The sequence below is a fragment of the Streptomyces sp. NPDC086554 genome, assembly GCF_040686095.1.
In the GTDB taxonomy this organism is placed as follows: domain Bacteria; phylum Actinomycetota; class Actinomycetes; order Streptomycetales; family Streptomycetaceae; genus Streptomyces.
In genome coordinates this window covers 51,779-72,365 of sequence record NZ_JBFBJK010000004.1, presented here as the reverse complement: position 1 = coordinate 72,365, position 20,587 = coordinate 51,779, and the positions used below count along the sequence as shown (strand labels likewise).

The window sequence follows — 20,587 nt, the reverse complement described above, 5'->3', positions numbered from 1 at the left end:
TCTACGTGGCCCACGCGGGGATGGCCTGCGCGGGACCCTTGCAGGGGGCTTGACCAGGGGTTTTACGGCCGGACTAGGCGCTCTCGGCGTGCGGCGCCAGCTCCACGCGCAGCTGGAGGTCGAGCGCGCGGGCCAGCCGGTCGAGCACCGGGATCGTCGGCACCGTGCCTCCGCCCTCGAAGCGCGCCACTGCCGACTGCGTCATGCCCGCCCTGCGCCCGAGCTCGCTCTGCGAGAGCCCCAGGTCCTGCCGCTGCTTACGGACGGCTTCCGCGAGCGCGAAGCGGAGTCGCGCGGCGGCGTACTCCTCCTCGATCTCGGGTGTGAGGGCCCGCGCCGCACGCGCGTCGGCGAGGCTGGTGCGCCTGGTCTGAGTCACGACTCCTCCTCGTCCACGGTGTGCCCCTCTGCCTGACAGCGCTTCATCGCCTGACGCGCCCGCTCGACCTCGGCGAACTCACGCATGCGCGTCTTGGGGAACACCGTGAGCATGATCATGCGGCGGCCCGGGGCGATCCAGTAGGTGACACGGATCCGCTCGCCTCCGCAGTAGAAGCGCAGCTCTCTGAGCTTGCCGTCGAGCTGGCGCGTGTACGGCTCGTCGAGGAGGACTCCGCGCTGTTCATAGCATCAACGCTATGGATCGCGACGCACGCGCGGGATGGGGTCGTCGAACCGTCACCCGATCGTGGGGAAGGGGCAGGTGTCCCGGGTCAGTGGATGAAAACGACCTTGCCCGCCGGGGTGGCCGGCGGGCAAGGGAGTTGAGGGGAATCTGAGCGAGCTACTTCGGGGACGGCTTGGCCGACGGCGTCGCGCCCGGCTTCAGGAAGCCGATGTCCTCGTAGTTCGGGGACTGGAAGCCGAAGGCTCCGGCGTTCGCCAGGTTTGGGCGGGCCGCCACCAGTTGGGGGCGCTGGTAGAGGGGAATGGAGCCCGCCTCGGCCCAGATGCGGGCGTCGGCCTTCCTGACCAGGGCGCGGTTCTCGTCCTCGTCCAGCTCACCCAGCGCCTGGTCGAAGAGCTGGTCGATGTGGTCCGTGCCGACCCGCGTGTAGTTCTGCTCGACGTTGAGCGAGCCGTCCGCTGCCGGTACCGGCTTGGCGAAGATCGGGCGCGCGTCCGTGGCCGGGAAGGCCGACGCGGGCCAGGAGTAGAGGGCGAGGTCGTACTGTCCTGACGCGATGTGGTCCTTGAAGTAGCTGTCGTCGGCGACCTTCGCCGTCTCCGTACGGACGCCGATCTTCTCCAGCATCCTGGAGATACGTTCCGCCACCGTGCGCAGCGACTCCGAGCCCTCGCCCGAAGGCAGGACGAACCGGAGGGTGAGCGGCTTGCCGTCCTTGGCCATGAGGCCGCCCGGCGCAGCCGCGGGCGCGGCCGGCGCCGCGGTGCCCTTCGGGGCGTACGCACCGGGAGCGCCGCCCTTCTTCGCCTTCTTGTCGGCGTGCTGCCTGGCGTGCTCGCCGGGGTCCTTCTTCTTCTCCTTGTCCGCCTCGCGCCGGGAGGTGAGGGACGCCGCCTGGCGGGTCAGCGCCGCCTCTTGGTACGCCGCGGCCGGGGCGGGCGCGAGCACGGAGGTGCCGCCGTCGCCGGGCTTCTGGTCGTCCTGGCCGACGATGTAGGTGCCGTCGCCGGACTCGGAGGAGTCGGAGGAACCGGAGGAACCGGACCCTGCCTTCTTGGCGGCCGCCTCGCCGCCCGCCGTCTTCCCCTTCCCCTTGTCCTTCTCCTTCTTCTCCACGGGACCGCCCGGCACCCACCCCGCGTCGGCAAGCAGCGCCCGCGCCTCGGTGGTGTCCTGGTCCCCCAGGGCGCCACTGTTGTCGGCGTACGCCTGCTGTCCTGCGAGGGCCAGGTGGCTGCCGACCGGCTCGGCGGGCAGGCCGAGCGGGGTCAGGACCGCCTTGGCGATCGCGTCGCGGTCGAGGGCGCGGGCCACCGCCCGCCGTACCCGGTCGTCGGCGAGCGGGCCCTCGGTGCCGTTGAGGGCGAGCTGCGTGTAGGCCGGTTCGAGGGACTTGCGGACGGTGTAGCCCCGCAGGCCCGACTGGTCGTCGGCGTACTTCTCGATCGCCTTGCCGGTCTTCTCGCGGGCCAGCTGCTCGGTCTCGGCCGCCTTCTCGTCGGAGCCGTTGGCGATCGCCCAGGAGCGCAGCGCCTTGCCGGGGGTGAGCTGCGCCTGGGGGCCGTGGCCGAGCGGGCCCTGGACGCCCTTGTCACGGGCGGCGTTCGCGATGCGCGCCGCCTCCGGAGCGTCGATCTCGGCGAGGTCGACCTGCCCGGTGGCGAGCGCGGCGGCCCGCTTGCCGCGCGGCACCTCGCGCAGGACCACCTTCGAGAGCTTGGCGGGCCTGCCCCACCAGCGCGGATTGCGGGTCAGCGTGACATCGCCCGCCTTGCGGTCGATGTCCTGGACGGCGAAGGGACCCGCGCTCACCTTGAGCTTGCGGCGCGCCCCGTCGTTGAAGGTGTCAGGGGTGCCCATGACCTCCTTCGGGTACAGCGGCGAGAAGAGCGAACGCCAGTCCGCGTAGGGCTTGTTGAAGGTGACGCGCACCTCCAGGTTGTTCGCGCCGCGCTCGATCCTCTCGATGCGGTCGTAGCCCGCGTTACGAGCCGTCCAGTACGCGCTGTCCTTGCCGGAGAGCGCCCGCTGCTGCGCCGCGAAGTCGTCGGCGCCGATCTCCCGGCCGTCGCTCCACACCGCCTGCTGGTTCAGCTTGTAGAGCACGACCTGCTTCGGCTCGCGCTCGACGACCTCCGCGGACTCCAGGAAGTCCTCGTTGCGCTGCGCCCTGCCCTGCGCGTCCATGCGGTACATCGACGGCAGGACCGCCGCCGCGACCCGGGTGGTGCCCGCATCGGCGTCCGACTGGAAGGAGTTGAGGGTTTCCGGCACCGCGTCGACGGCCCAGTTCATGGTCCCCCCGTCGGCGACGAGATCCCGTGCGGCGGGTGCGACGTCCTGGGCCGCGGTCGGGGCGCCGGCCTCGTCCTCGGAGCTGCAGGCGGCGAGGGCGGGCAGCGCCAGCACGCCCGTGGCGAGGAACACGGCAGATCTCAGCCTGACGCGGTCTGGGGACATGACGGCTACCTCCGAGGCTCGCCCGGCCGCCCACTACCAGGACCGCGCCGGGTTTGTTCCTGTATGTTGGGATATGGAGTTGATCACATCTATCGCTCCACTCAAGGCGACGCGGCACGACGGGTAGCGGCGACACGGCGCGGCGACACCCGGACGCCACCCATGCGGCCCAATCCGGACACCTGGTCCGGCGCGTCGGCCCGTATCAGCGCGTGACCCGGCGCATTCGTTGCGTATGCGCCGCGAATCGATGCAGATCTCTTCCCAAGCCGGATGTGACGCGCAACACTCGCAGGCGCATGAGCGTTGCCACCGCACACCTGAAGTGAGGGCAAGTTATGGCTCTGCAGGATGACCTGACGGCCGTACAGCGATGCGTCGACGAGCTGGTCCGCACCGTCGACAAGCTGACGCAGCATGCCGGTGCCGAGATGCAAGGCATCGACGTACGCCGGGTCCGCACCGACACCGACCATCTGCGCGAGAGCTTCGCCCTGCTCCGCGCCACGACGCCGGGCGCGCCGCCCGGGCAGCCGCAGGAGCGGCCCGACCTCGTCCGCATCCCCGATAAGCCCTACGACAACTCGCTGTGGACGGACTCGGACGACGAGGGCCTGGGGGCCAAGGACCGCCACGCCCCCTGAGTCCCCTGCCCCCTGAGTTCCCTGCCCACCACCTCCGGAGGACGGACGAAGGAGTCGAGCCTCGTTGGCCACTGGCACAGAACCCCACCTGAAAAGCGAACAGGAGCCCGGCGGCGTACGAGGGAAGACGCGCGCCGCGATCAGCGCTGCCCATCTGCGGACCGACCGCTGGTGGCTCGCGCCCGCAGCGACGGCCGCCGGGCTCTTCGCCTTCGTCGTCTACTCGACGTGGCGGGCCTTCGCGAACGCCGACTACTACGCGGCGCCCTACGTCTCCCCGTTCTACTCCCCGTGCCTCGCCGAGAACTGCGAGCCGATGCGGGGCGGGCCCAACTGGGAGATCTTCGGCAGCTGGTGGGGCCTGTCCCCCGCCCTGCTGATCCTGATCTTCCCACTCGGCTTCCGGCTGACCTGCTACTACTACCGCAAGGCCTACTACCGCGGCTTCTGGGCCTCACCGCCCGCCTGCGCGGTCGCCGAGCCGCACAAGAAGTACTCCGGAGAGACCCGCTTCCCGCTGATCCTGCAGAACATCCACCGCTACTTCTTCTACGCGGCGGTTCCGGTGGCGGGCATCCTCACGTACGACACCGTGCTCGCGTTCCGCGACGAGCACTACGAGTGGGGCCACATGGGCCTCGGCACCCTCGTGTTCCTGGTCAACATCACGCTGATCTGGGCGTACACGCTCTCCTGCCACTCCTGCCGGCACATCGTCGGCGGCAAGCTCAAGCACTTCTCCAAGCATCCCGTGCGGTACCGCATGTGGCAGTGGGTTGGAAAACTGAACGCACGCCACATGCTGCTCGCCTGGGCCTCCCTGGTGAGCGTGGCGCTCGCCGACTTCTACGTGTACCTGGTCGCGTCCGGCGCCTTCGACGATCCGAGGTTGTTCTGATGTCTCAAGTGGAGCGGCAGCAGTGGGACGTTGTCGTCGTGGGGGCCGGAGGAGCGGGCCTGCGGGCCGCGATCGAGGCACGTGAGCAGGGCGCCCGTACCGCAGTGATCTGCAAGTCGCTGTTCGGCAAGGCCCATACGGTGATGGCCGAGGGCGGCATCGCGGCCTCCATGGGCAATGTGAACTCCGGAGACAACTGGCAGGTCCACTTCCGCGACACCCTGCGCGGCGGCAAGTTCCTCAACCAGTGGCGGATGGCGGAGCTGCACGCGCGTGAAGCACCGGACCGGGTCTGGGAGTTGGAGACCTGGGGCGCCCTGTTCGACCGCACGGCGGACGGGCGGATCTCCCAGCGCAACTTCGGCGGTCATGAGTATCCGCGCCTCGCGCACGTCGGCGACCGTACGGGTCTTGAGCTGATCCGTACGCTCCAGCAGAAAATCGTCTCCCTTCAACAGGAGGACGAGCGCGAATTCGGCGACTACGAAGCGCGGTTGAAGGTCTTCCAGGAGTGCACCGTCACCCGCGTCCTGAAGGAGGAGAGCGGCGTCTTCGGCGAGGAAGGACGGGTCAGCGGCACCTTCTGCTACGACCGTGAGTCCGGCCGCTTCTTCGTGCTCGAGGCTCCGAGCGTGGTCCTGGCGACCGGCGGCATCGGCAAGTCCTTCAAGGTGACGTCGAATTCCTGGGAGTACACGGGCGACGGGCACGCGCTCGCCCTGCTCGCCGGGGCGCCTCTCCTGAACATGGAGTTCGTGCAGTTCCACCCCACGGGGATGGTCTGGCCGCCCTCGGTGAAGGGCATCCTCGTCACCGAGTCGGTGCGGGGCGACGGAGGCGTACTGCGCAACTCCGAAGGCAAGCGGTTCATGTTCGACTACGTACCCGACGTCTTCAAGGAGAAGTACGCGCAGTCGGAGGAGGAGGGCGACCGCTGGTACGAGGATCCGGACAACAACCGCCGTCCCCCTGAGCTGCTGCCGCGCGACGAAGTGGCGCGCGCCATCAACTCCGAGGTGAAGGCGGGCCGCGGATCACCGCACGGCGGGGTCTTCCTCGACGTGTCGACGCGGATGCCCGCCGAGGTCATCCGGCGCCGACTCCCGTCCATGTACCACCAGTTCAAAGAGCTCGCGGACGTCGACATCACGGCCGAGGCGATGGAGGTCGGGCCGACCTGTCACTACGTGATGGGCGGCATCGCGGTCGACTCGGACACGGCGTCGGCGCGGCGCGTGCCGGGCCTGTACGCGGCCGGTGAGGTGGCCGGCGGCATGCACGGCTCCAACCGGCTCGGCGGCAACTCCCTCTCCGACCTGCTGGTATTCGGGCGGCGCGCGGGACTGTACGCGGCTCGGCACGCGTCCGAACTCTCCGGGGCCAGGCCCCTGGTGGACGAGGCGCAGGTGGACGCGGCGGCGGCCGAGGCGCTGCGGCCGTTCAGCGCCGAGGGCCCCGAGGACGGGGCGACGCCGGAGAATCCGTACACCCTCCACCAGGAGCTCCAGCAGACGATGAACGACCTGGTCGGCATCATCCGCCGGGAGTCCGAGATGGAGCAGGCCCTGGAGAAGCTCGCCGAACTGCGGGTGCGGGCGCGCCGGGCAGGCGTCGAAGGTCACCGCCAGTTCAACCCCGGCTGGCACCTCGCGCTCGACCTGCGCAACATGCTCCTGGTCAGCGAGTGCGTGGCGCGGGCCGCTCTGGAGCGTACGGAGAGCCGGGGCGGGCACACCCGCGAGGACCATCCGGCGATGAACCGCGAGTGGCGCCGCGCGAATCTGCTCTGCCAACTGGCCGATCCGACGGGCGGGTTGGCGGCGACGGATCCCGTGCGCGGCCAGATCGACCTGGTGCGGGTCACGACCGAGCCCATCCGTCCCGACTTGCTCGCTCTCTTCGAGAAGGAGGAGCTGGTCAAGTACCTGGCTGAAGAGGAGCTCTTCGAGTGAGTACGAGTACGGCGAACGCTTCGGGCACCGCGTACGAAGCTCAATTCAGGGTCTGGCGGGGGGACGTCGGCGGCGGCGGCCTGGAGGACTTCAAGGTCGAGGTCAACGAGGGCGAGGTCGTCCTCGACATCATCCACCGCCTCCAGGCCACCCAGGCACCCGACCTGGCGGTGCGCTGGAACTGCAAGGCGGGCAAGTGCGGTTCGTGCTCGGCGGAGATCAACGGGCGGCCGCGGCTGATGTGCATGACGCGGATGTCGGTGTTCGACCCCGAAGACGTCATCACGGTGACCCCGCTGCGGGCGTTCCCCGTGGTGCGGGACCTGGTGACGGACGTGGGCTTCAACTACACGAAGGCGCGCGAGGTCCCGGCCTTCGTGCCCCCCGCCGACCTCGGTCCCGGCGAGTACCGCATGATGCAGGAGGACGTGGACCGCTCCCAGGAGTTCCGCAAGTGCATCGAGTGCTTCCTGTGCCAGGACACCTGCCATGTGGTGCGCGACCACGAGGAGAACAAGGCGGCGTTCGCGGGGCCGCGCTTCCTGATGCGGGTCGCCGAACTGGACATGCACCCGCTGGACGCGGCGGCGGACACCGGCCTCGACCGCAAGCAGACCGCCCAGGACGAGCACGGGCTCGGCTACTGCAACATCACCAAGTGCTGTACGGAGGTCTGCCCCGAGGGCATCAAGATCACGGACAATGCGCTGATTCCCTTGAAGGAACGGGCGGTTGACCGCAAGTACGATCCGCTGGTGTGGCTGGGGAGCAAGATTCGGCGGCGGGGGGAGTAGCGTCCCGCGGGCGGTTGACCGGGCGGTTGACCGGGCGTGGCTGGGGGTGGCTGGGGTGCGCCGTGGGGGTAATCCCCCACGGCGAAGTCTCGGGATTTCCCACATGGTCAGGGGCGCGGTCCGAGATCAGCATGGAGTCATGAACTTTTCGGCGACTGGCGCGACGCAATCGGCTTCAACTCGACGCTCGATGATGGGGCTCGCGGCGGTCGGCCTGGCGGCGGCCGTGGTGGTCGCCCCGGCCCCCGCGCAGGCACGGACCACGCCCGCGGCCACCTCCTCGGGGGTCGATGCGCAACTGCCCGCGCCCACGGGCCCACACCCGATCGGCACGTTCTCGACGCGGCTCGTCGACCGCTCGCGGCACGACCCGTGGGTGACCTCGCAGCGGTACCGCGAGCTGATGGTCAGCGTCTGGTACCCGGCGGCGCGGACGTCGGACGGCGACCACCGCCTGGCGCCGTACATGGCTCCGGGAGCGGCCGAGCGCTGGGACGCGATGGCACCGCACGGCATCCCCAAGGGCGCGATCGACTTCGCGGCGATGCGCACACACGCCCGCGAAGGAGCCCCGGTGGACATGAGCGACGGCCGCCGCCCGGTGGTGATCTACGCCTCGGGCGCCAACGACCCGCGTACGTGGGGCACTTCGGCTGTCGAGGAGCTGGCGAGTCGCGGCTATGTGGTGCTCACGATCGACCACACCTACGAGGCCCCGGCGGTGCAGTTCCCCGACGGCTCGGTCAAGGACGACGCCCCGCTGCGCAAGGCGCTGAAGGAGGCACAGCAGAACAACGCGATGCCGGCCCTGCTGAAGAAGGTCCTCGACATCCGCGTGGCCGACTCCAAGTTCGTCGTGGACCGGATCGACGCCCTGCCGCACGGCCTCTCCAAGGTCGTCGACACCCGGCGTGTGGGCATGTTCGGCCAGTCGGCGGGCGGCATAGCGGCCGCCGAGACGATGTACGAGGACCGTCGTGTGAAGGCAGGCATAGACCTGGACGGCACCTTGGAGTACAACCCCGAACCGAACGGCACGAACCTCATGCCGGTGGCCCGGCACGGCCTCGACCGCCCGTTCCTCCTGATGGGCAGGCAGGGCAGCGACCGCACGACGGAGCCGTCCTGGCGGGAGTTCTGGTCCCACACCAACGCCTGGAAACGAAACCTGACCCTGCGCGGCTCCCAGCACCAGACGTACACGGACCTGGCCTCGCTCCTGCCGCAGGCCGGGGTGAGCCAGAAGGTGATCGAGAAGAACATAGGCAGGGTCGCCCCGGCCCGCGCGGTAGCGGCCCAACGGGCCTATGTGAGCTCGTTCTTCGACCGCTGGCTGCGGGGCGATGACGATCATCTGCTGGACGGGCCTTCGGGGAGGTATCCGGAGGTGGAGTTCGCCGGTTGACGCGGTTCGGGCCGCTGGTTCGGCTTACGCTCCCGGGATGGGGATAACTGGTCCGTTGATCGGTTCCGGCCGCACCGCCGATGTCTTCGCACTGGACGACGCCTGGGTGCTGCGGCGGTACCGAGGCTGGGGTGACGCCGCGCGCGAGGCCGTCGTCATGGCGTACCTCCATGAGAAGGGGTATCCCGTGCCGCAGGTGCGGGAGGAGGGGGCCACTCGCAGCGATCTGGTGATGCAGCGCCTCTCCGGGCCGACCTTGGCGGAGGCGGGGATGCGGGGCTCGATCACGCCGGAGGACGCGGGGCTGTTGCTCGCCCGGCTGCTGCGCGACCTCCACGCGATTCCCGCGCGCGCGTCGGCCGTCGCCGCCGACCACCGTGTGCTGCACCTCGACCTCCACCCGGAGAACGTGATCCTGGCACCCAGCGGCCCGATGGTGATCGATTGGTCCAACACGGAGGAGGGGCCGCCCGGCCTGGACTGGGCCATGTCGGCTCTGATCCTCGCGGAGGTGGCGGTGGGCGACAGGGCCGAGTCGGGCATGGTCCGTGCCGCCCTGGCCGGGCTCCTCTCGGACATCCCGGCCGGCCTGCGGCTGACGGCCGACGGCCACCTCGCGGCGGCCCGCGCCAGACGGGCCACCAATCCCACGCTGAGCGCCGCCGAGGTGCGGCGCCTCGGCGAGGCGGTGGACGCTGTGGTGGAGCTGGGCTAGTCGGGCTGTTCCCCCAGGGCCCGGCGTTCCGCGTAGGCCAGCCAGTGCAGGTACCACTCCGCGAACGTCACCCGCTCCTTGTCCTTGCCCTTGTGCCGGATCGGAACCACTCCCTCGCCGACCGCCCGCACGTCGTCCCACATCGTGCCGCGCTCGGGGCCGGTGACGGCGAGCAGCGTGTAGTAGGCGCAGCCCTGCTCGCTCACGCAGAGGGTGCCCTCGGTCAGCTCGTCGTGGAGCTCGTCGTGGCGCGCGTCCCAGGCGCGGTAGTCGCGCACGAACCTCGCCTCGCCCTCCGTCGTGTCGGCATAGGCCGCTCGCTGAGGTTCAGTGGATTCGTGCGCGTCCAGTTCCTGGGTGAGCTCAGGGCGGAAGGGCGGCTCGTGGCGCCGGGCCTCCGGCGCGGTGTCCTCGGCAGGGGCACCTTCCGGCACCGTGCCCTCGGGAGCGGTGCCCTGTGGCGCGGCTGGCTCGGCCGCGGCTGGTCCAATCGGCCTCACGGGGAACAGCCCGTAGTCCGGTCCCGCCCCACCCGCGCCGACCTCGAAGAGAAAGCTCCGGTACTCCGGCGGGAAGCCGAAGCCGAGCCGCCGCTCCACCGCCCGCACCTGCTCCTCGGTCAGGACCGGGCTCAGCTCGAACCCATGGCCGTGTCTCCCGGCGTCCGCGCCGAACACCAACCGCCGGTTCGGCGCCTCGCGGAGGGCGAGCACGCGTTCCCGTACCCCGGTCCAGATCCCGCCCACCCGCGCTCCTCCCTCTTACGCCCGACGCCCGAAGCAGACCCGGCCTTGCCCACTGCTCGTGGGTGGCCTTGGTGATACTCCCGGCCCACCGCGACGACGACAACGCGCTCAGCGCCTTCTTCCGCCCCGCCCATGATGCGGCATCATGCCCCAGGCCCTGCGCACAGCGTGGCTTGAGATTCCTGGCGGCCAGACCACCCAGATGCGCGCCGACCGCCTCGAGGACCCCCACGTCCCGGCCGGACAGGCCCTTGAGCCCCACCCCGACTCCGACCCCGAAGACATCCCCCCGCCCCCTCCGGAAGGAACACCACGACACTCACTCAGAGGCTCCCGCGCGCACTCAACCGCCCTTAACCCCAAGCAGTGGCCAACCCCACGGTGGACGACGCCACCGAGCGGTCCGGCGGCTTCACCTCGCGTGTCCGGCCGCTCATGGCCAAGGAGCGGTTCAGCATCTGAACGCGGCGACCCGGGGGCCCGGCCATCACCCCGGCCCCCGGTCGCGCACCCCCGAAGACGGCCATACGCTCCCAAATGTGACGCCGCCCTCGCACATAGCCGTGCGGGCGACAGCGGCAGCCGCCGCACTGCTCACATGGTGCCTGCTGCTCCTGCCCGCCCCCACGGCACTCGCCGTACCGGCCGAAGACCCGGTCACGCTCTCCCGCGACGGCCAGACCACCGACAAGGCAGGCGCACTCGGCGACCGTGAGGACGCCGCCGAGCAGGCACTCGACCGGCTCTACGACGACCGTGGCATGCAGCTCTTCGTCGTCTACGTACGCGACTTCTCCGGCCGTTCGGCACAGGACTGGGCGGACACCACGGCCGAGCGCAACGGCCTCGGCCTGGACGACGTGCTGCTCGCCGTGGCCACGCACGACCGCCAGTACGCCTACTCCGTAGAGCGCGGTTCGCGACTCACCGAGGATCAGCTGCGGGACGTCGCCACCACCGCGATCAGGCCCGCGCTGCGCGAGAACGACTGGGCGGGCGCGGCCATCGGCGCCGCGAACGGCTACAGCGCGGTCCTTGCGGGCAGCCGCGTGCCCACCCCGACGATCACTCCGGGGGACCCCGATCCGGGCGGCGGAGCCGGCGGCGACAACGACACGTCGACCGGCGACCTGGCCCTGCCCATCGTGGCGGCCGTCGGCGCGGTCGCCGTCGCCGCGGTCGCCTACACCCGCCGCAAACGGCGCGCCACCACGCGTACGACGCCCGGGGGCGGCGGAGGCAAGGGAGAGCAGCTCGCCTCGCTCCCCGAGCTCGACAAGCAGTCCAAGCGGCTCCTGGTGGAGACCGATGACGCGATCCGCACCAGCGCCGAGGAACTCGGCTTCGCCACCGCCCAGTTCGGTGACGAGGCGGTGCGGCCCTTCACCGACGCGCTCGCGTACGCCCGTGACGAGCTGACGACGGCCTTCCGGGTGCGCCAGCGCCTTGACGACGCGTATCCCGAGGACGACGCGACCAGGCGGGCCATGCTCGAAGAGATCGTCACGCGCTGCACGGAGGCGGGCCGCCGTCTCGACGCGGAGGCCGCGGGCTTCGACCAGCTGCGCGCGCTCGAACGCGACGCGGCGCAGGCCCTGGAGCACGCCGAGACGGTGTTCCGGCAGGTCAGCGGGCGTACGACCGCCGCCGAAAGCACCCTCGCCGCCTTGCGCGAGAAGTACGCGCCGTCCGCGTCCGCGCAGGTCGTCGGGCATGTGGAGCAGGCCAAGGACCGTCTGGTCTTCACCACGACGCATCTGAACCAGGCACGGCAGGCGATCGACGCGGGCGACAACGGCAGAGCCGCCGTCCATCTGCGGGCCGCCGAGGGAGCCGTCGACCAGGCGGGCACCTTCGTGGACGCGGTCGACCGTCTAGCGGACGAACTCACGCTGGCCGCGGAGAAGCTCCCCGCGGCGCTCACCGAGGCGGAGACCGACCTCGCCGACGCGCGCGGCCTCCTCGAGGGCACCCTGGAGGGCGTCCCGACGGCTGACCTGCACGGTCGCATCGCCCGCGCGGAAGCGGTCGTCGCCGGGGTCCGCAAACAGGTGGCGGCGGGCCCCCTCGACCCGATCGACGCCCTGCGCCGCGTCGAGGAGGCCGACGCCGCCCTCGACGCGTCCCTGGCGGACGCCCGCGAACGCGAGGTCACCGACCGGCGAACCGTCGCACTCCTCGGCCAGGCGATGCTCACCGCGCGCAGCGCCGTGGGAGCGGCGGCCGACTTCATCGGCACGCACCGGGGCGCGGTGGGAAGCGAGGCCAGGACCCGCCTGGCGGAGGCTCAGCGGCATCTGGCGGGCGCGGAGGCCGCCCGTGACTCCGACGCCGCGGCCGCGCTCGCCGAGGCACAGGAGGCCGACGCCCTGGCCAGGCAGTCACAGCAGCTCGCCGAGGGCGACGTACGCGGCTTCGGCAACCCCTACGGAGGCGGCGGCGGGAGGGGTGGCGGCATGGGCGGCGCTGTGCTCGGCGGCATCATCCTCGGCGAGCTCTTCGGAGGCATGGGCCGCGGGGCGGGCAGCGCGGGCGGTGGCTTCGGAGAGGGCGGTTTCGGCGGCGGCCACCCCGGGAGCTTCGGCGGCGGGGGGACACGGGGGCGGATGGGCAGGGGCGGCCGGTTCTGAGCCGTCGGACAAAGCCCCGTCGCGAAAGCCTTTTCGTACGTCTCCTAGCGCCCATCAGTCCTACCCACCCGCATAGAAGGACCTGTGAAATGACCAAGCAGACGATCCTCGGCCGCGTCGCCCAGCTCGCGAAGGCCAACATCAACTCCCTCCTCGATCAGGCGGAGGATCCGCAGAAGATGCTCGACCAGCTGATCCGTGACTACACGAACAACATCAGGGAGGCCGAGGAGGCGGTGGCGACCACCATCGGCAATCTGCGGATGCTGGAACTCGACTGCAAGGAGGACCAGGACGCGGCCGACGAGTGGGGCGCCAAGGCCATCGCCGCGAGCAAAAAGGCGGACGACCTGCGGTCCGGCGGGAGCGCCGTGGAGGCCGACAGGTTCGACACGCTGGCCAAGGTCGCGCTGGAACGGCAGCTGCAGTCGGAGCGGGAGACCAAGGACGCCGAGCCGGTGATCGCCTCGCAGACCGAAGTCGTCGACAAGCTGAAGTCCGGCCTCGACGAGATGAAGATCAAGCTGACCCAGCTCCAGTCGAAGCGCGATCAGCTGGTCGCCCGCGCCAAGACGGCGCAGGCGCAGAACCAGATGCTGGACGCCGCCCAGAACATCGACGTTCTCGACCCGACCAGCGAGTTGGCCCGCTTCGAGGACAAGGTGCGCCGCGAGGAGGCGAGGGCGCTGGGCAAGCAGGAGCTCGCCGCGTCGTCCCTGGACGCGCAGTTCGAGCAGTTGGACAGCCTGAGCGACGAGGCGGAGGTCGAGGCGCGGCTCGCCGCGTTGAAGGCCACTACGTAGTAGGGCGACGGCACAGGAGGCTCCCCAGAAGAGGCAGCCCTCAGAACAGACTGAGCAGCGCCTCCGCCGCGTCCATCGGCTCCACCCCGCCGTCCGGCAGCGGCAGCTCGAACCACACGGTCTTGCCGCGCGGCGTCCTGCGCGAGCCCCATGCGGCGCTCAGCAGCCCGACCAGCTGCAGCCCGCGGCCGCCCTCGTCCGTGTCCCGCGCGCGCCGGCGGCGCGGCTGGACGAGGCCCGCGTCCCACACCTCGCACACCAGGGTGCGGTCGAGAAGCAGACGCAGCCTGATGTCGCCTTCGCCGTACCGCAGAGCGTTCGTGACCAGCTCGCTGACCAGGAGTTCCGTGGTGTCGCAGAGCGGTTCGAGGTCCCAGGTGCGCAGCTGTGCGCAGGCCAGTTCGCGGGCCCTGCCCACCGACTTGGGGTCGCGCGGCAGCGTCCAGTCGCCGACGGCTTCGGCGGGCAGACCCTGGACGCGCGCCATCAGGAGCGCGATGTCGTCCTCTCCGTGGTGGGTGTCGAGGGTGTTCAGGACGTGGTCGCAGACGTCCTCGAGAGCCGAAAGAGGAGTGTCCAGGGCGCGTACGAAGGCGTTGAGGCCCTCGTCGAGCGGGTGGTCGCGGGATTCGACGAGGCCGTCCGTGTAGAGCGCCAGCAGGGAGCCCTCGGGGAGTTCGACCTCGACCTCTTCGAAGGGCTCGCCGCCGACGCCCAGCGGCATGCCGGGCGGCACGTCGAGCATGAGCGGCGACTCGTCGGGCTCGACGAGGACGGGCGGCAGGTGGCCCGCGTTGGCGAACGTACAGCGGCGTGTGACGGAGTCGTAGACCGCGTACACGCACGTGGCGAGGTAGACCTCGGAAAGGTCCGTCTCGGCCGCTGAACGCGTCTGACGGGCCGCTCGGGTGGCCTGCTGGGTGCCCGAGGGGTCGCCGAGGCCGCGGGCGATCTCGTCGAGCGCGGAGAGCACCTCGGCGGGCTCCAGGTCCAGCAGCGCCAAGGTGCGCACGGCGGTGCGCAGTTCGCCCATGGCGACGGCGGCGCGCAGCCCACGGCCCATGACGTCGCCGACGACCAGGGCGGTGCGGTGCCCCGGCAGTTCGATGACGTCGAACCAGTCGCCACCGACCTCGGTCGCCGCGTTGCCGGGCAGATAGCGGCAGGCGATGTCCAGGCCTGACGCCTCCGGGTCGCCGGGCGGCAGCAAGGAGCGCTGCAGTATCAGCGCGCGCTCGTGTTCGCGCCGGTAGAGGCGGGCGTTGTCGATGCAGACGGCGGCGCGTGCGGCGAGTTCGACGGCCAGGGAGCGGTCGCGTTCCCCGAAGGGCTCGCTGCCCTTCGTACGGGAGAACTGGGCGAGGCCGACGACGGTGTCGTGGGCGACCATCGGCACGGCGAGCGTCCACTGGACGAGCCCGCCGGTGAGCCTGCTCGCGGAGCCGTCGTCGGCGGCGGACACGAGGCGCGGCCGTGCGGTGCGCAGGGCGTCGGCGCAGGGCGATGTGAAGGCGAAGCGGTGGACGGCGCCCACGTCCACGGGGTGCCCGCCGTCCGGGAAGGGCGCGTCGGCGACGGCACTGGCGAAGGCCACGCGGCGCAGTTCGGCGCTTCCGTCGGCGAGGCCGGGCGGGGTTTCGTCGCCGTCGAGCAGCCCCTGATAGAGGTCTACGGAGGCGAGGTCGCAGAAGCCGGGGACGGTGACGTCGAGCAGTTCCCGGGCGGTGGTCTCCAGGTCCAGGGAGTTGCCGATGCGGGCGCCCGCTTCATTAAGAAGAGCGAGGTTGCGGCGGGCGTGGGCGGCCTCGCGGGCGGCGGCGTGCCGCCGGGTGACGTCGGTGCCGAGGCCCGCGATGCCGATGGGGCGGCCCGAACCGCTGTGCACGCGGTAGAGGTTGATCGACCAGTGGCGGCGGTCGTTGCTGCCGGGGGCGGGGCCGACGATCTGCATGTCGGTCACGGCGTCGCCGGTCTCCAGGACGCGCCGGAGCGCGGCGGCCATGCGGTCGGCCTCGTGGCGTGGCAGATAGTCGTGGACGGTGCGGCCGCGGTGGTCGTCGACGCCGCCTCCGAAGACCGCGGCGAAGCGGCGGTTGGCGCGCTGCACCTTCAGGTCCGTGCCGAACAGCAGGAAGCCGAAGGGAGATTGGCCGAAAATGGCCTGCGAAGCGGCGAGGTCGGTCTCGATCTGCCGCAGCGCCCGAACGTCGACGACGATGCAGACGGCGGCCCGTTCGCCGTCCTCCGTGGCGGTCGGCATCACATAGACCTCGGCGATCCCTTCGGAGACAGCGGCCCGCGTACCGGAATCACCGCCCTCCTCCGGCACCCGGAAGCGGACGGATCCCGTCCACTCTCTGCCGTCCAGGATCTCCGCCATCTTCCGGTGTCCGCTGCTGCGCAGCTCGGGCGGGACGAACGCCTCGATCGGGTCCTTGCCGACGGCGTCATCGGCACGCACACCGAACAGCTGCTCAGCGCGCCGGCTCCACTGGTCGACCAGTCCGTCGGGGCCGATCGAGAAGGCGGCCACCTTGATGTAGTCGTAGATCGAACCGGGTGGACTGCTCTGCCACATCACGTCATCCGCAGCTTCGCCCCTAGCGTCATCCGACGGCCCGTCCTGCTCCGTCGCCTTCGCTGGTATCTCGCTCACGCGAACCGTCCCCTCCAGCTCACCACGTCCGGCACCGGTCACCGGATGCGGCTGCCCGCAGTATCCAGCACTACGGCGCCATGCCACATGGCGTTCACGATCACAGCACGGACTCAACTCTTTTTGGCCCGTCACCGTCTTGTGTCCGTCCCACGACCGTCTTGTGTCCGTGCCACGCTGCCAGTCTTCTAACCCGGCAGCACCAGCTCGAACCACACCGTCTTCCCCGTCTTCCCCGTCCTGCCCGGCCGTGTCCCCCAGCGGCGCGACGAGAGGGCCACCAATTGGATACCCCGGCCACCCTCGTCATCAAGGGCGGCGGCACGTTCCCGAGGCGGGTCGGGGAGCGGATCGGAGACCTCTACGAGGAGGGCGCCCACGGGGTCGGCGGGGCGTACGAGGCGTACGCCGATGGGGCCCGAGGCATGGCGCAGGGAATTGGTGACCAGTTCGCTCACGAGCAGGACGGTGATGTCCCCGAGGGAGGCGAGGCCCCAGTCGCGGAGCTGTTCGCGGACGACGGCACGGGCCTTGCGCACGGCGCCGGGGTCCGCGGGAAAATCCCACTCGGCGCAGTCGCCTTCGGTGTCGATCACGCCGATCACTTCCAGACCAGCAGCAGCGGGCCCCTGTCCGGTTTCATGGGGTTAATGGGCACATACCCGATATCCCGGAGGAATTACCGCTTACTGGGGCGCACTGTGGCACGAACGGCGTACGTGAGTCTCAAGGTCCTTGCGATGTGAGCGTGCACGCCCGTCATCGAACTCCGTCAACGAGGGCGACAAGGGCGGTGACGGCGGGCACATCCGCGTCCAGCCAGTCCACCGACCAGATCTCGTCCGGCGCGAGCCATCGCAGCTCATCGTGGTCCTCCAGCGGCTCCGGGTCCCCCGACAGGAGCTTCGCGGTCCACACCCACAGGACGTAGCCGGGCTTGAGCGGCCACTGGCCGGGCACCCGGGCCACCGGCTCGGCGGCGACGCCGAGCTCCTCGCGCACCTCGCGCACCAGGGCTTCTTCGGGGTGCTCCCCGGGCTCGACCTTGCCGCCCGGCAGCTCCCAGCGGCCCGCGAGCTCCGGCGGCGCGCTGCGCCGCGCGGCGAGGAGGCGTCCGTCGTCGTACAGGGCGGCGCCCACCACGATCCGATCCGTCATGCGCCGGAGCCTATGCGGTCAGTGCGCACTGCCGTTCTGGCTCAGCTTCTCCACCCAGTAGAGCTGCTTGTGCCCGCGGTCGTCGAGGCTGTCGGCGATCTTCTCGGCCTCCGCCTTCGTCGCGTACCTGCCCACGCGATAGCGGTTGCCGTTGTCGTCCTGCCGGATCACCTGCCAGGGAAGTACGACCGTCCCGTCATTCATCGCGCCCCTCCGCTCGCCGCCCCCGGCGCGCGCCACGCCTCGATCAGTAAGGAAACCCCATTCCGCATATGCCCGAGCCTACGCCCGACCTTCACTCAGCGGATACGACTTTGCACAAAGAGGTACGCAATTGGCCATGACCGAGGGGCGCATCCCACCGGATGCGCCCCTTGACGGCACCGGCTCGACCGGTGCGAGCCCGTGTCAGCCGTCGTGCGCCACGGGCATCGCGGGCATCGTCGGCATCGGCATGAGCACCGGCTCGCTCGACGGCGACGTACGGCAGACATCGCCGCACTCGGCGTCAAGGGAGCAGCACAGCGAGCAGATCGGTCCCGCCTGGACGGGGCAGTCCGCGATGTCCGGGAGTTCGTACGCCGTCTCACAGACGCTGCACGCGTGCGTGGCCGTCACGTCGGGGACGTCGACGTGCGGACCGTTCACCGGGTTGGGCCGCGCCAGGTAGTACTTGCCCTTCGTCGCCCAGGCGATCAACGGGCAGAGGACAATGGCCAGTCCGGCCGCGATGAAGGTCGAGAAGGCTTCCGCGTACTCTCCGAAGAGGCCGAAGAAGGCCAGGATCGACACCACCGACGCGATCACCATCGAGCCGAAGCCCGCGGGGTTCACCGCGTACAGGTACGCCCTCTTGAACTCGATGTAGGGCGGGCTCCAGCCCATCCGCTTGTTGATGACGAGGTCGGCGGCGACGGCCGCGATCCAGGCGATGCCCACGTTCGAGTAGAAGCCGAGCAGCTTGTTGAGGGCCGCGAACATGTTCATCTCCATCAGCGTCAGCGCGATGGCGAGGTTGAGGAAGATGTACCAGACCCGGCCCGGGTGCTTGTGCGTCACACGGGAGAAGAAGTTCGACCAGGACAGCGAACCGCTGTAGGCGTTGGTCACGTTGATCTTGACCTGGGAGACGATCACGAAGAGGGCGGCCGCGGGCAGCGCGAAGGAGCCGAGCCACGGCTTCAGGGCCTCGATCTGCGGGGCGATCGGCTCCAGGGCGTGCGTCTTGCCGACAGCCTCCAGGGCCACGAACGCCAGGAAGGCGCCGCCCAGCTGCTTGGCCGCGCCGATGATGACCCAGCCGGGCCCTGCCGCGAGAACGGCCAGATTCCAACGCTTCTTGTTCTGCTCGGTCTTGGCGGGCATGAAGCGCAGATAGTCGGCCTGCTCGCCGATCTGGGCGATGAGGGAGAGCGCGACGCCCGTGCCGAGCCCGAAGGAGAGCCAGGAGAAGCCGCTGCCCGCCCCCTCGGTGCCCCCGAAGGAGCCGAACGCGCCCCAGGCGTCGGGAGCCTCGAAGGCGAGCACCACGAAGGGCAGCACCATGCCGATGAGCCAGATCGGCTGCGTCCAGGCCTGCACCTTGGCCAGCGCGCCCATGCCGCGGAAGACGATCGGGATCACGATGAGCGTCGTGATCAAGTAGCCGATCTCCACCGGGAGTCCGACGGCCTGATGCATGGCCTGCGCCATGATCGAGCCTTCGAGCGCGAAGAAGATGAACGTGAACGAGGCGTAGATGAGGGACGTCAGGGTCGACCCGAAGTAGCCGAAGCCGGCGCCGCGGGTCACCAGGTCCATGTCCAGGCCGTACTTGGCACATGCCCGCGCGATCGGGATGCCGGTGACGAAGATGATCGTCGCGGCACAGAGGATCGAGGCGAGCCCGCTGGTGAAGCCGTAGGTGAAGACGATGGACGCGCCGATGGCGAAGTCCGCGAGATAGGCGATGCCGCCCAGTGCCGTGGAGGCCACCATCGTCGGGGACCAGCGCCTGAAGGAGTGCGGTGCGTAGCGCAGCGAGTAGTCCTCGCGGCTCTCGTCGGCAGCCATCTTGGCGTAACTGCGCTTGGGCGGCGGGCCTGCGGCGGCGCTGGTGTCGCGGGTGGCCGTATCCGTCATGTGGGTTCCTGTCGTCCGACCGGATTGCGGGTACGGACGAGGAAGTTAGGAGCCGTGCATGACAATTTGTTGCAAGGCGCGATTGCTCCGGCGTTACGGAAGTTGAGCGTGCGTTAACTCGCGATCACGGCGGGCGGACGGGCCCGTCCGGATTCCGGGCGTGCGCCGGAGCACTCGGTCATCTCACCGGCAGGCGGTATGCGATCCGATAGCGGTCGGCGGGCACGACGACGTCGGCCGTCTCGACCGGGCGCCCCGACGCGTAGTACGTCCGCTCCACGACGATCACCACATGTCCGGGGACGCCGCCGAGTGCCATGAGCTCCTCCGCAAGCCCCGGGCGCGCGCCGACCTCCTCCGCCACGTTGTCCACGATCACGTCGATGGCCGCCATGCGTTCGACGACTCCGCAGCCGCCGAGCGGACCTTCTTCGGGGAGCATCACGGGCGTGCGCCCGGTGACGGCGAGGGGCTCCCAGGACGTGGAGAGCATCATCGCCTCGCCGGCGTCCCGGTAGACGTACTTGGTGCACATCACGCGGTCGCCCGCGCGGATGCCGAGCCGCTCGGCGATCGCGCTGCTCGCCTCCACCTGGTCGCTGCGGGACTCCCAGGTGCCGCGCGCGCTGTCCTCCGCCTGCTCCTGGCGGAAGGGCGTCGAGCCGCCGGAGGCCCGATAGCCGGTGCGGGCGACACGGCGGGGCACCGGTCGCTCGCGCACATACGTGCCGGAGCCGGAGCGTCCCTCGACCAGGCCTTCGGCCATCAGGACCTTGCGGGCCTCCAGGGCGACCGTGTCCGAAACGCCGTACTCCTCGCGGATTCTGGCCTGCGAGGGGAGCCGGGTGTGCGGCGGCAGCGAACCGTCGACGATCTTCTTGCGGAGATCACCCGCGACGCGCAGATACGCCGGCTGCTCACCGAAAGTCACTGGCCACTCCCATCAGGTTGACAGACAGCAACAGCCTGGCAACCGT

At 70.3% G+C, this 20,587-nt stretch carries 17 protein-coding genes and 2 pseudogenes; 8 read left to right on the top strand and 11 right to left on the bottom strand.

What is annotated here, in order from left to right; all coding sequences use genetic code 11:
- Positions 1 to 73: 73 nt before the first annotated feature.
- From AB0O76_RS07545 to AB0O76_RS07535, 3 genes and pseudogenes are all read right to left on the bottom strand, one after another.
- Positions 74 to 379 carry a helix-turn-helix transcriptional regulator gene (locus AB0O76_RS07545; RefSeq protein ID WP_365486470.1) on the bottom strand — a complete coding sequence of 102 codons (306 nt, stop codon included), beginning with the start codon at positions 377 to 379 and terminating at the stop codon, positions 74 to 76.
- Positions 376 to 612 (bottom strand): annotated as a pseudogene (locus AB0O76_RS07540) (type II toxin-antitoxin system RelE/ParE family toxin); the annotation flags it as partial. The gene AB0O76_RS07545 and the pseudogene AB0O76_RS07540, both read right to left, overlap by 4 nt.
- A gap of 172 nt (positions 613 to 784) precedes the next feature.
- Positions 785 to 3,088 carry an ABC transporter family substrate-binding protein gene (locus AB0O76_RS07535; protein ID WP_365486468.1) on the bottom strand — a complete coding sequence of 768 codons (2,304 nt, stop codon included), beginning with the start codon at positions 3,086 to 3,088 and terminating at the stop codon, positions 785 to 787.
- Between the two features lie 338 nt (positions 3,089 to 3,426).
- Between AB0O76_RS07535 and AB0O76_RS07530 the strand changes: the two genes are divergently transcribed.
- The 6 genes from AB0O76_RS07530 (at position 3,427) to AB0O76_RS07505 (ending at position 9,496) form a co-directional block, all read left to right on the top strand.
- On the top strand, positions 3,427 to 3,732 hold the full coding sequence (locus AB0O76_RS07530; RefSeq protein ID WP_365486466.1) for a hypothetical protein: 306 nt from the start codon (positions 3,427 to 3,429) through the stop codon (positions 3,730 to 3,732).
- Positions 3,733 to 3,796: 64 nt separating this feature from the next.
- The gene (locus tag AB0O76_RS07525) at positions 3,797 to 4,630 is read left to right on the top strand and encodes a hypothetical protein (RefSeq protein ID WP_266870507.1); all 834 of its coding nucleotides are present in this window, start codon (positions 3,797 to 3,799) and stop codon (positions 4,628 to 4,630) included.
- A complete protein-coding gene (locus AB0O76_RS07520) occupies positions 4,630 to 6,582 on the top strand; it encodes a fumarate reductase/succinate dehydrogenase flavoprotein subunit (protein ID WP_365486464.1) in 1,953 nt (650 codons plus the stop codon). The genes AB0O76_RS07525 and AB0O76_RS07520 overlap by 1 nt, the downstream gene beginning before the upstream one ends.
- Positions 6,579 to 7,376, top strand: coding sequence for a succinate dehydrogenase/fumarate reductase iron-sulfur subunit (locus tag AB0O76_RS07515; protein WP_365486462.1), 798 nt, complete (start codon positions 6,579 to 6,581; stop codon positions 7,374 to 7,376). Before AB0O76_RS07520 ends, AB0O76_RS07515 begins: the two co-directional genes overlap by 4 nt.
- A gap of 139 nt (positions 7,377 to 7,515) precedes the next feature.
- On the top strand, positions 7,516 to 8,781 hold the full coding sequence (locus AB0O76_RS07510; RefSeq protein ID WP_365486460.1) for a hydrolase: 1,266 nt from the start codon (positions 7,516 to 7,518) through the stop codon (positions 8,779 to 8,781).
- Positions 8,782 to 8,818: 37 nt separating this feature from the next.
- Positions 8,819 to 9,496 (top strand): phosphotransferase, encoded by a 678-nt coding sequence (locus AB0O76_RS07505; RefSeq protein ID WP_365486458.1) that lies wholly within the window; start codon positions 8,819 to 8,821, stop codon positions 9,494 to 9,496.
- On the opposite strand, the gene AB0O76_RS07500 is transcribed toward AB0O76_RS07505, so the two are convergent.
- The gene (locus tag AB0O76_RS07500; protein ID WP_365487115.1) at positions 9,493 to 10,242 is read right to left on the bottom strand and encodes an SMI1/KNR4 family protein; all 750 of its coding nucleotides are present in this window, start codon (positions 10,240 to 10,242) and stop codon (positions 9,493 to 9,495) included. The genes AB0O76_RS07505 and AB0O76_RS07500 overlap by 4 nt on opposite strands.
- Positions 10,243 to 10,288: 46 nt before the next feature.
- A pseudogene (locus tag AB0O76_RS07495) lies at positions 10,289 to 10,498 on the bottom strand (IS200/IS605 family accessory protein TnpB-related protein); the annotation flags it as partial.
- A 283-nt stretch (positions 10,499 to 10,781) separates the two neighbouring features.
- On the opposite strand from AB0O76_RS07495, the gene AB0O76_RS07490 reads away from it, so the two are divergent.
- Both AB0O76_RS07490 and AB0O76_RS07485 read left to right on the top strand, forming a co-directional pair.
- Positions 10,782 to 12,872 (top strand): TPM domain-containing protein, encoded by a 2,091-nt coding sequence (locus tag AB0O76_RS07490; protein ID WP_365486456.1) that lies wholly within the window; start codon positions 10,782 to 10,784, stop codon positions 12,870 to 12,872.
- A gap of 89 nt (positions 12,873 to 12,961) precedes the next feature.
- The gene (locus tag AB0O76_RS07485; RefSeq protein WP_365486454.1) at positions 12,962 to 13,675 is read left to right on the top strand and encodes a PspA/IM30 family protein; all 714 of its coding nucleotides are present in this window, start codon (positions 12,962 to 12,964) and stop codon (positions 13,673 to 13,675) included.
- Between the two features lie 40 nt (positions 13,676 to 13,715).
- Here AB0O76_RS07485 and AB0O76_RS07480 read toward each other — a convergent pair whose 3' ends face one another.
- The 6 genes from AB0O76_RS07480 to AB0O76_RS07455 form a co-directional block, all read right to left on the bottom strand.
- A complete protein-coding gene (locus AB0O76_RS07480; RefSeq protein WP_365486452.1) occupies positions 13,716 to 16,331 on the bottom strand; it encodes a SpoIIE family protein phosphatase in 2,616 nt (871 codons plus the stop codon).
- Positions 16,332 to 16,519: 188 nt separating this feature from the next.
- Entirely contained in the window at positions 16,520 to 16,936 is a 417-nt protein-coding gene (locus AB0O76_RS07475) for an ATP-binding protein (RefSeq protein WP_365486450.1), read from the bottom strand.
- A 154-nt stretch (positions 16,937 to 17,090) separates the two neighbouring features.
- Positions 17,091 to 17,489, bottom strand: coding sequence for a (deoxy)nucleoside triphosphate pyrophosphohydrolase (locus AB0O76_RS07470; RefSeq protein WP_365486448.1), 399 nt, complete (start codon positions 17,487 to 17,489; stop codon positions 17,091 to 17,093).
- Positions 17,490 to 17,507: 18 nt separating this feature from the next.
- A complete protein-coding gene (locus AB0O76_RS07465) occupies positions 17,508 to 17,693 on the bottom strand; it encodes an SPOR domain-containing protein (protein ID WP_361811489.1) in 186 nt (61 codons plus the stop codon).
- 204 nt (positions 17,694 to 17,897) lie between these two features.
- Entirely contained in the window at positions 17,898 to 19,610 is a 1,713-nt protein-coding gene (locus AB0O76_RS07460; protein ID WP_365486445.1) for a hypothetical protein, read from the bottom strand.
- 178 nt (positions 19,611 to 19,788) lie between these two features.
- Positions 19,789 to 20,541, bottom strand: coding sequence for a GntR family transcriptional regulator (locus tag AB0O76_RS07455; RefSeq protein ID WP_365486443.1), 753 nt, complete (start codon positions 20,539 to 20,541; stop codon positions 19,789 to 19,791).
- Between the last annotated feature and the right edge of the window lie 46 nt (positions 20,542 to 20,587).

Bases quoted from the DNA above. Each gene is read 5' to 3' on its own strand.
- AB0O76_RS07460 (WP_365486445.1), bottom strand. From the start codon at position 19,610: ATGACGGATACGGCCACCCGCGACACCAGCGCCGCCGCAGGCCCGCCG.
- AB0O76_RS07520 (WP_365486464.1), top strand. From the start codon at position 4,630: ATGTCTCAAGTGGAGCGGCAGCAGTGGGACGTTGTCGTCGTGGGGGCC.
- AB0O76_RS07470 (WP_365486448.1), bottom strand. From the start codon at position 17,489: ATGACGGATCGGATCGTGGTGGGCGCCGCCCTGTACGACGACGGACGC.
- AB0O76_RS07465 (WP_361811489.1), bottom strand. From the start codon at position 17,693: ATGAATGACGGGACGGTCGTACTTCCCTGGCAGGTGATCCGGCAGGAC.
- AB0O76_RS07530 (WP_365486466.1), top strand. From the start codon at position 3,427: ATGGCTCTGCAGGATGACCTGACGGCCGTACAGCGATGCGTCGACGAG.
- AB0O76_RS07485 (WP_365486454.1), top strand. From the start codon at position 12,962: ATGACCAAGCAGACGATCCTCGGCCGCGTCGCCCAGCTCGCGAAGGCC.
- AB0O76_RS07505 (WP_365486458.1), top strand. From the start codon at position 8,819: ATGGGGATAACTGGTCCGTTGATCGGTTCCGGCCGCACCGCCGATGTC.
- AB0O76_RS07510 (WP_365486460.1), top strand. From the start codon at position 7,516: ATGAACTTTTCGGCGACTGGCGCGACGCAATCGGCTTCAACTCGACGC.
- AB0O76_RS07535 (WP_365486468.1), bottom strand. From the start codon at position 3,088: ATGTCCCCAGACCGCGTCAGGCTGAGATCTGCCGTGTTCCTCGCCACG.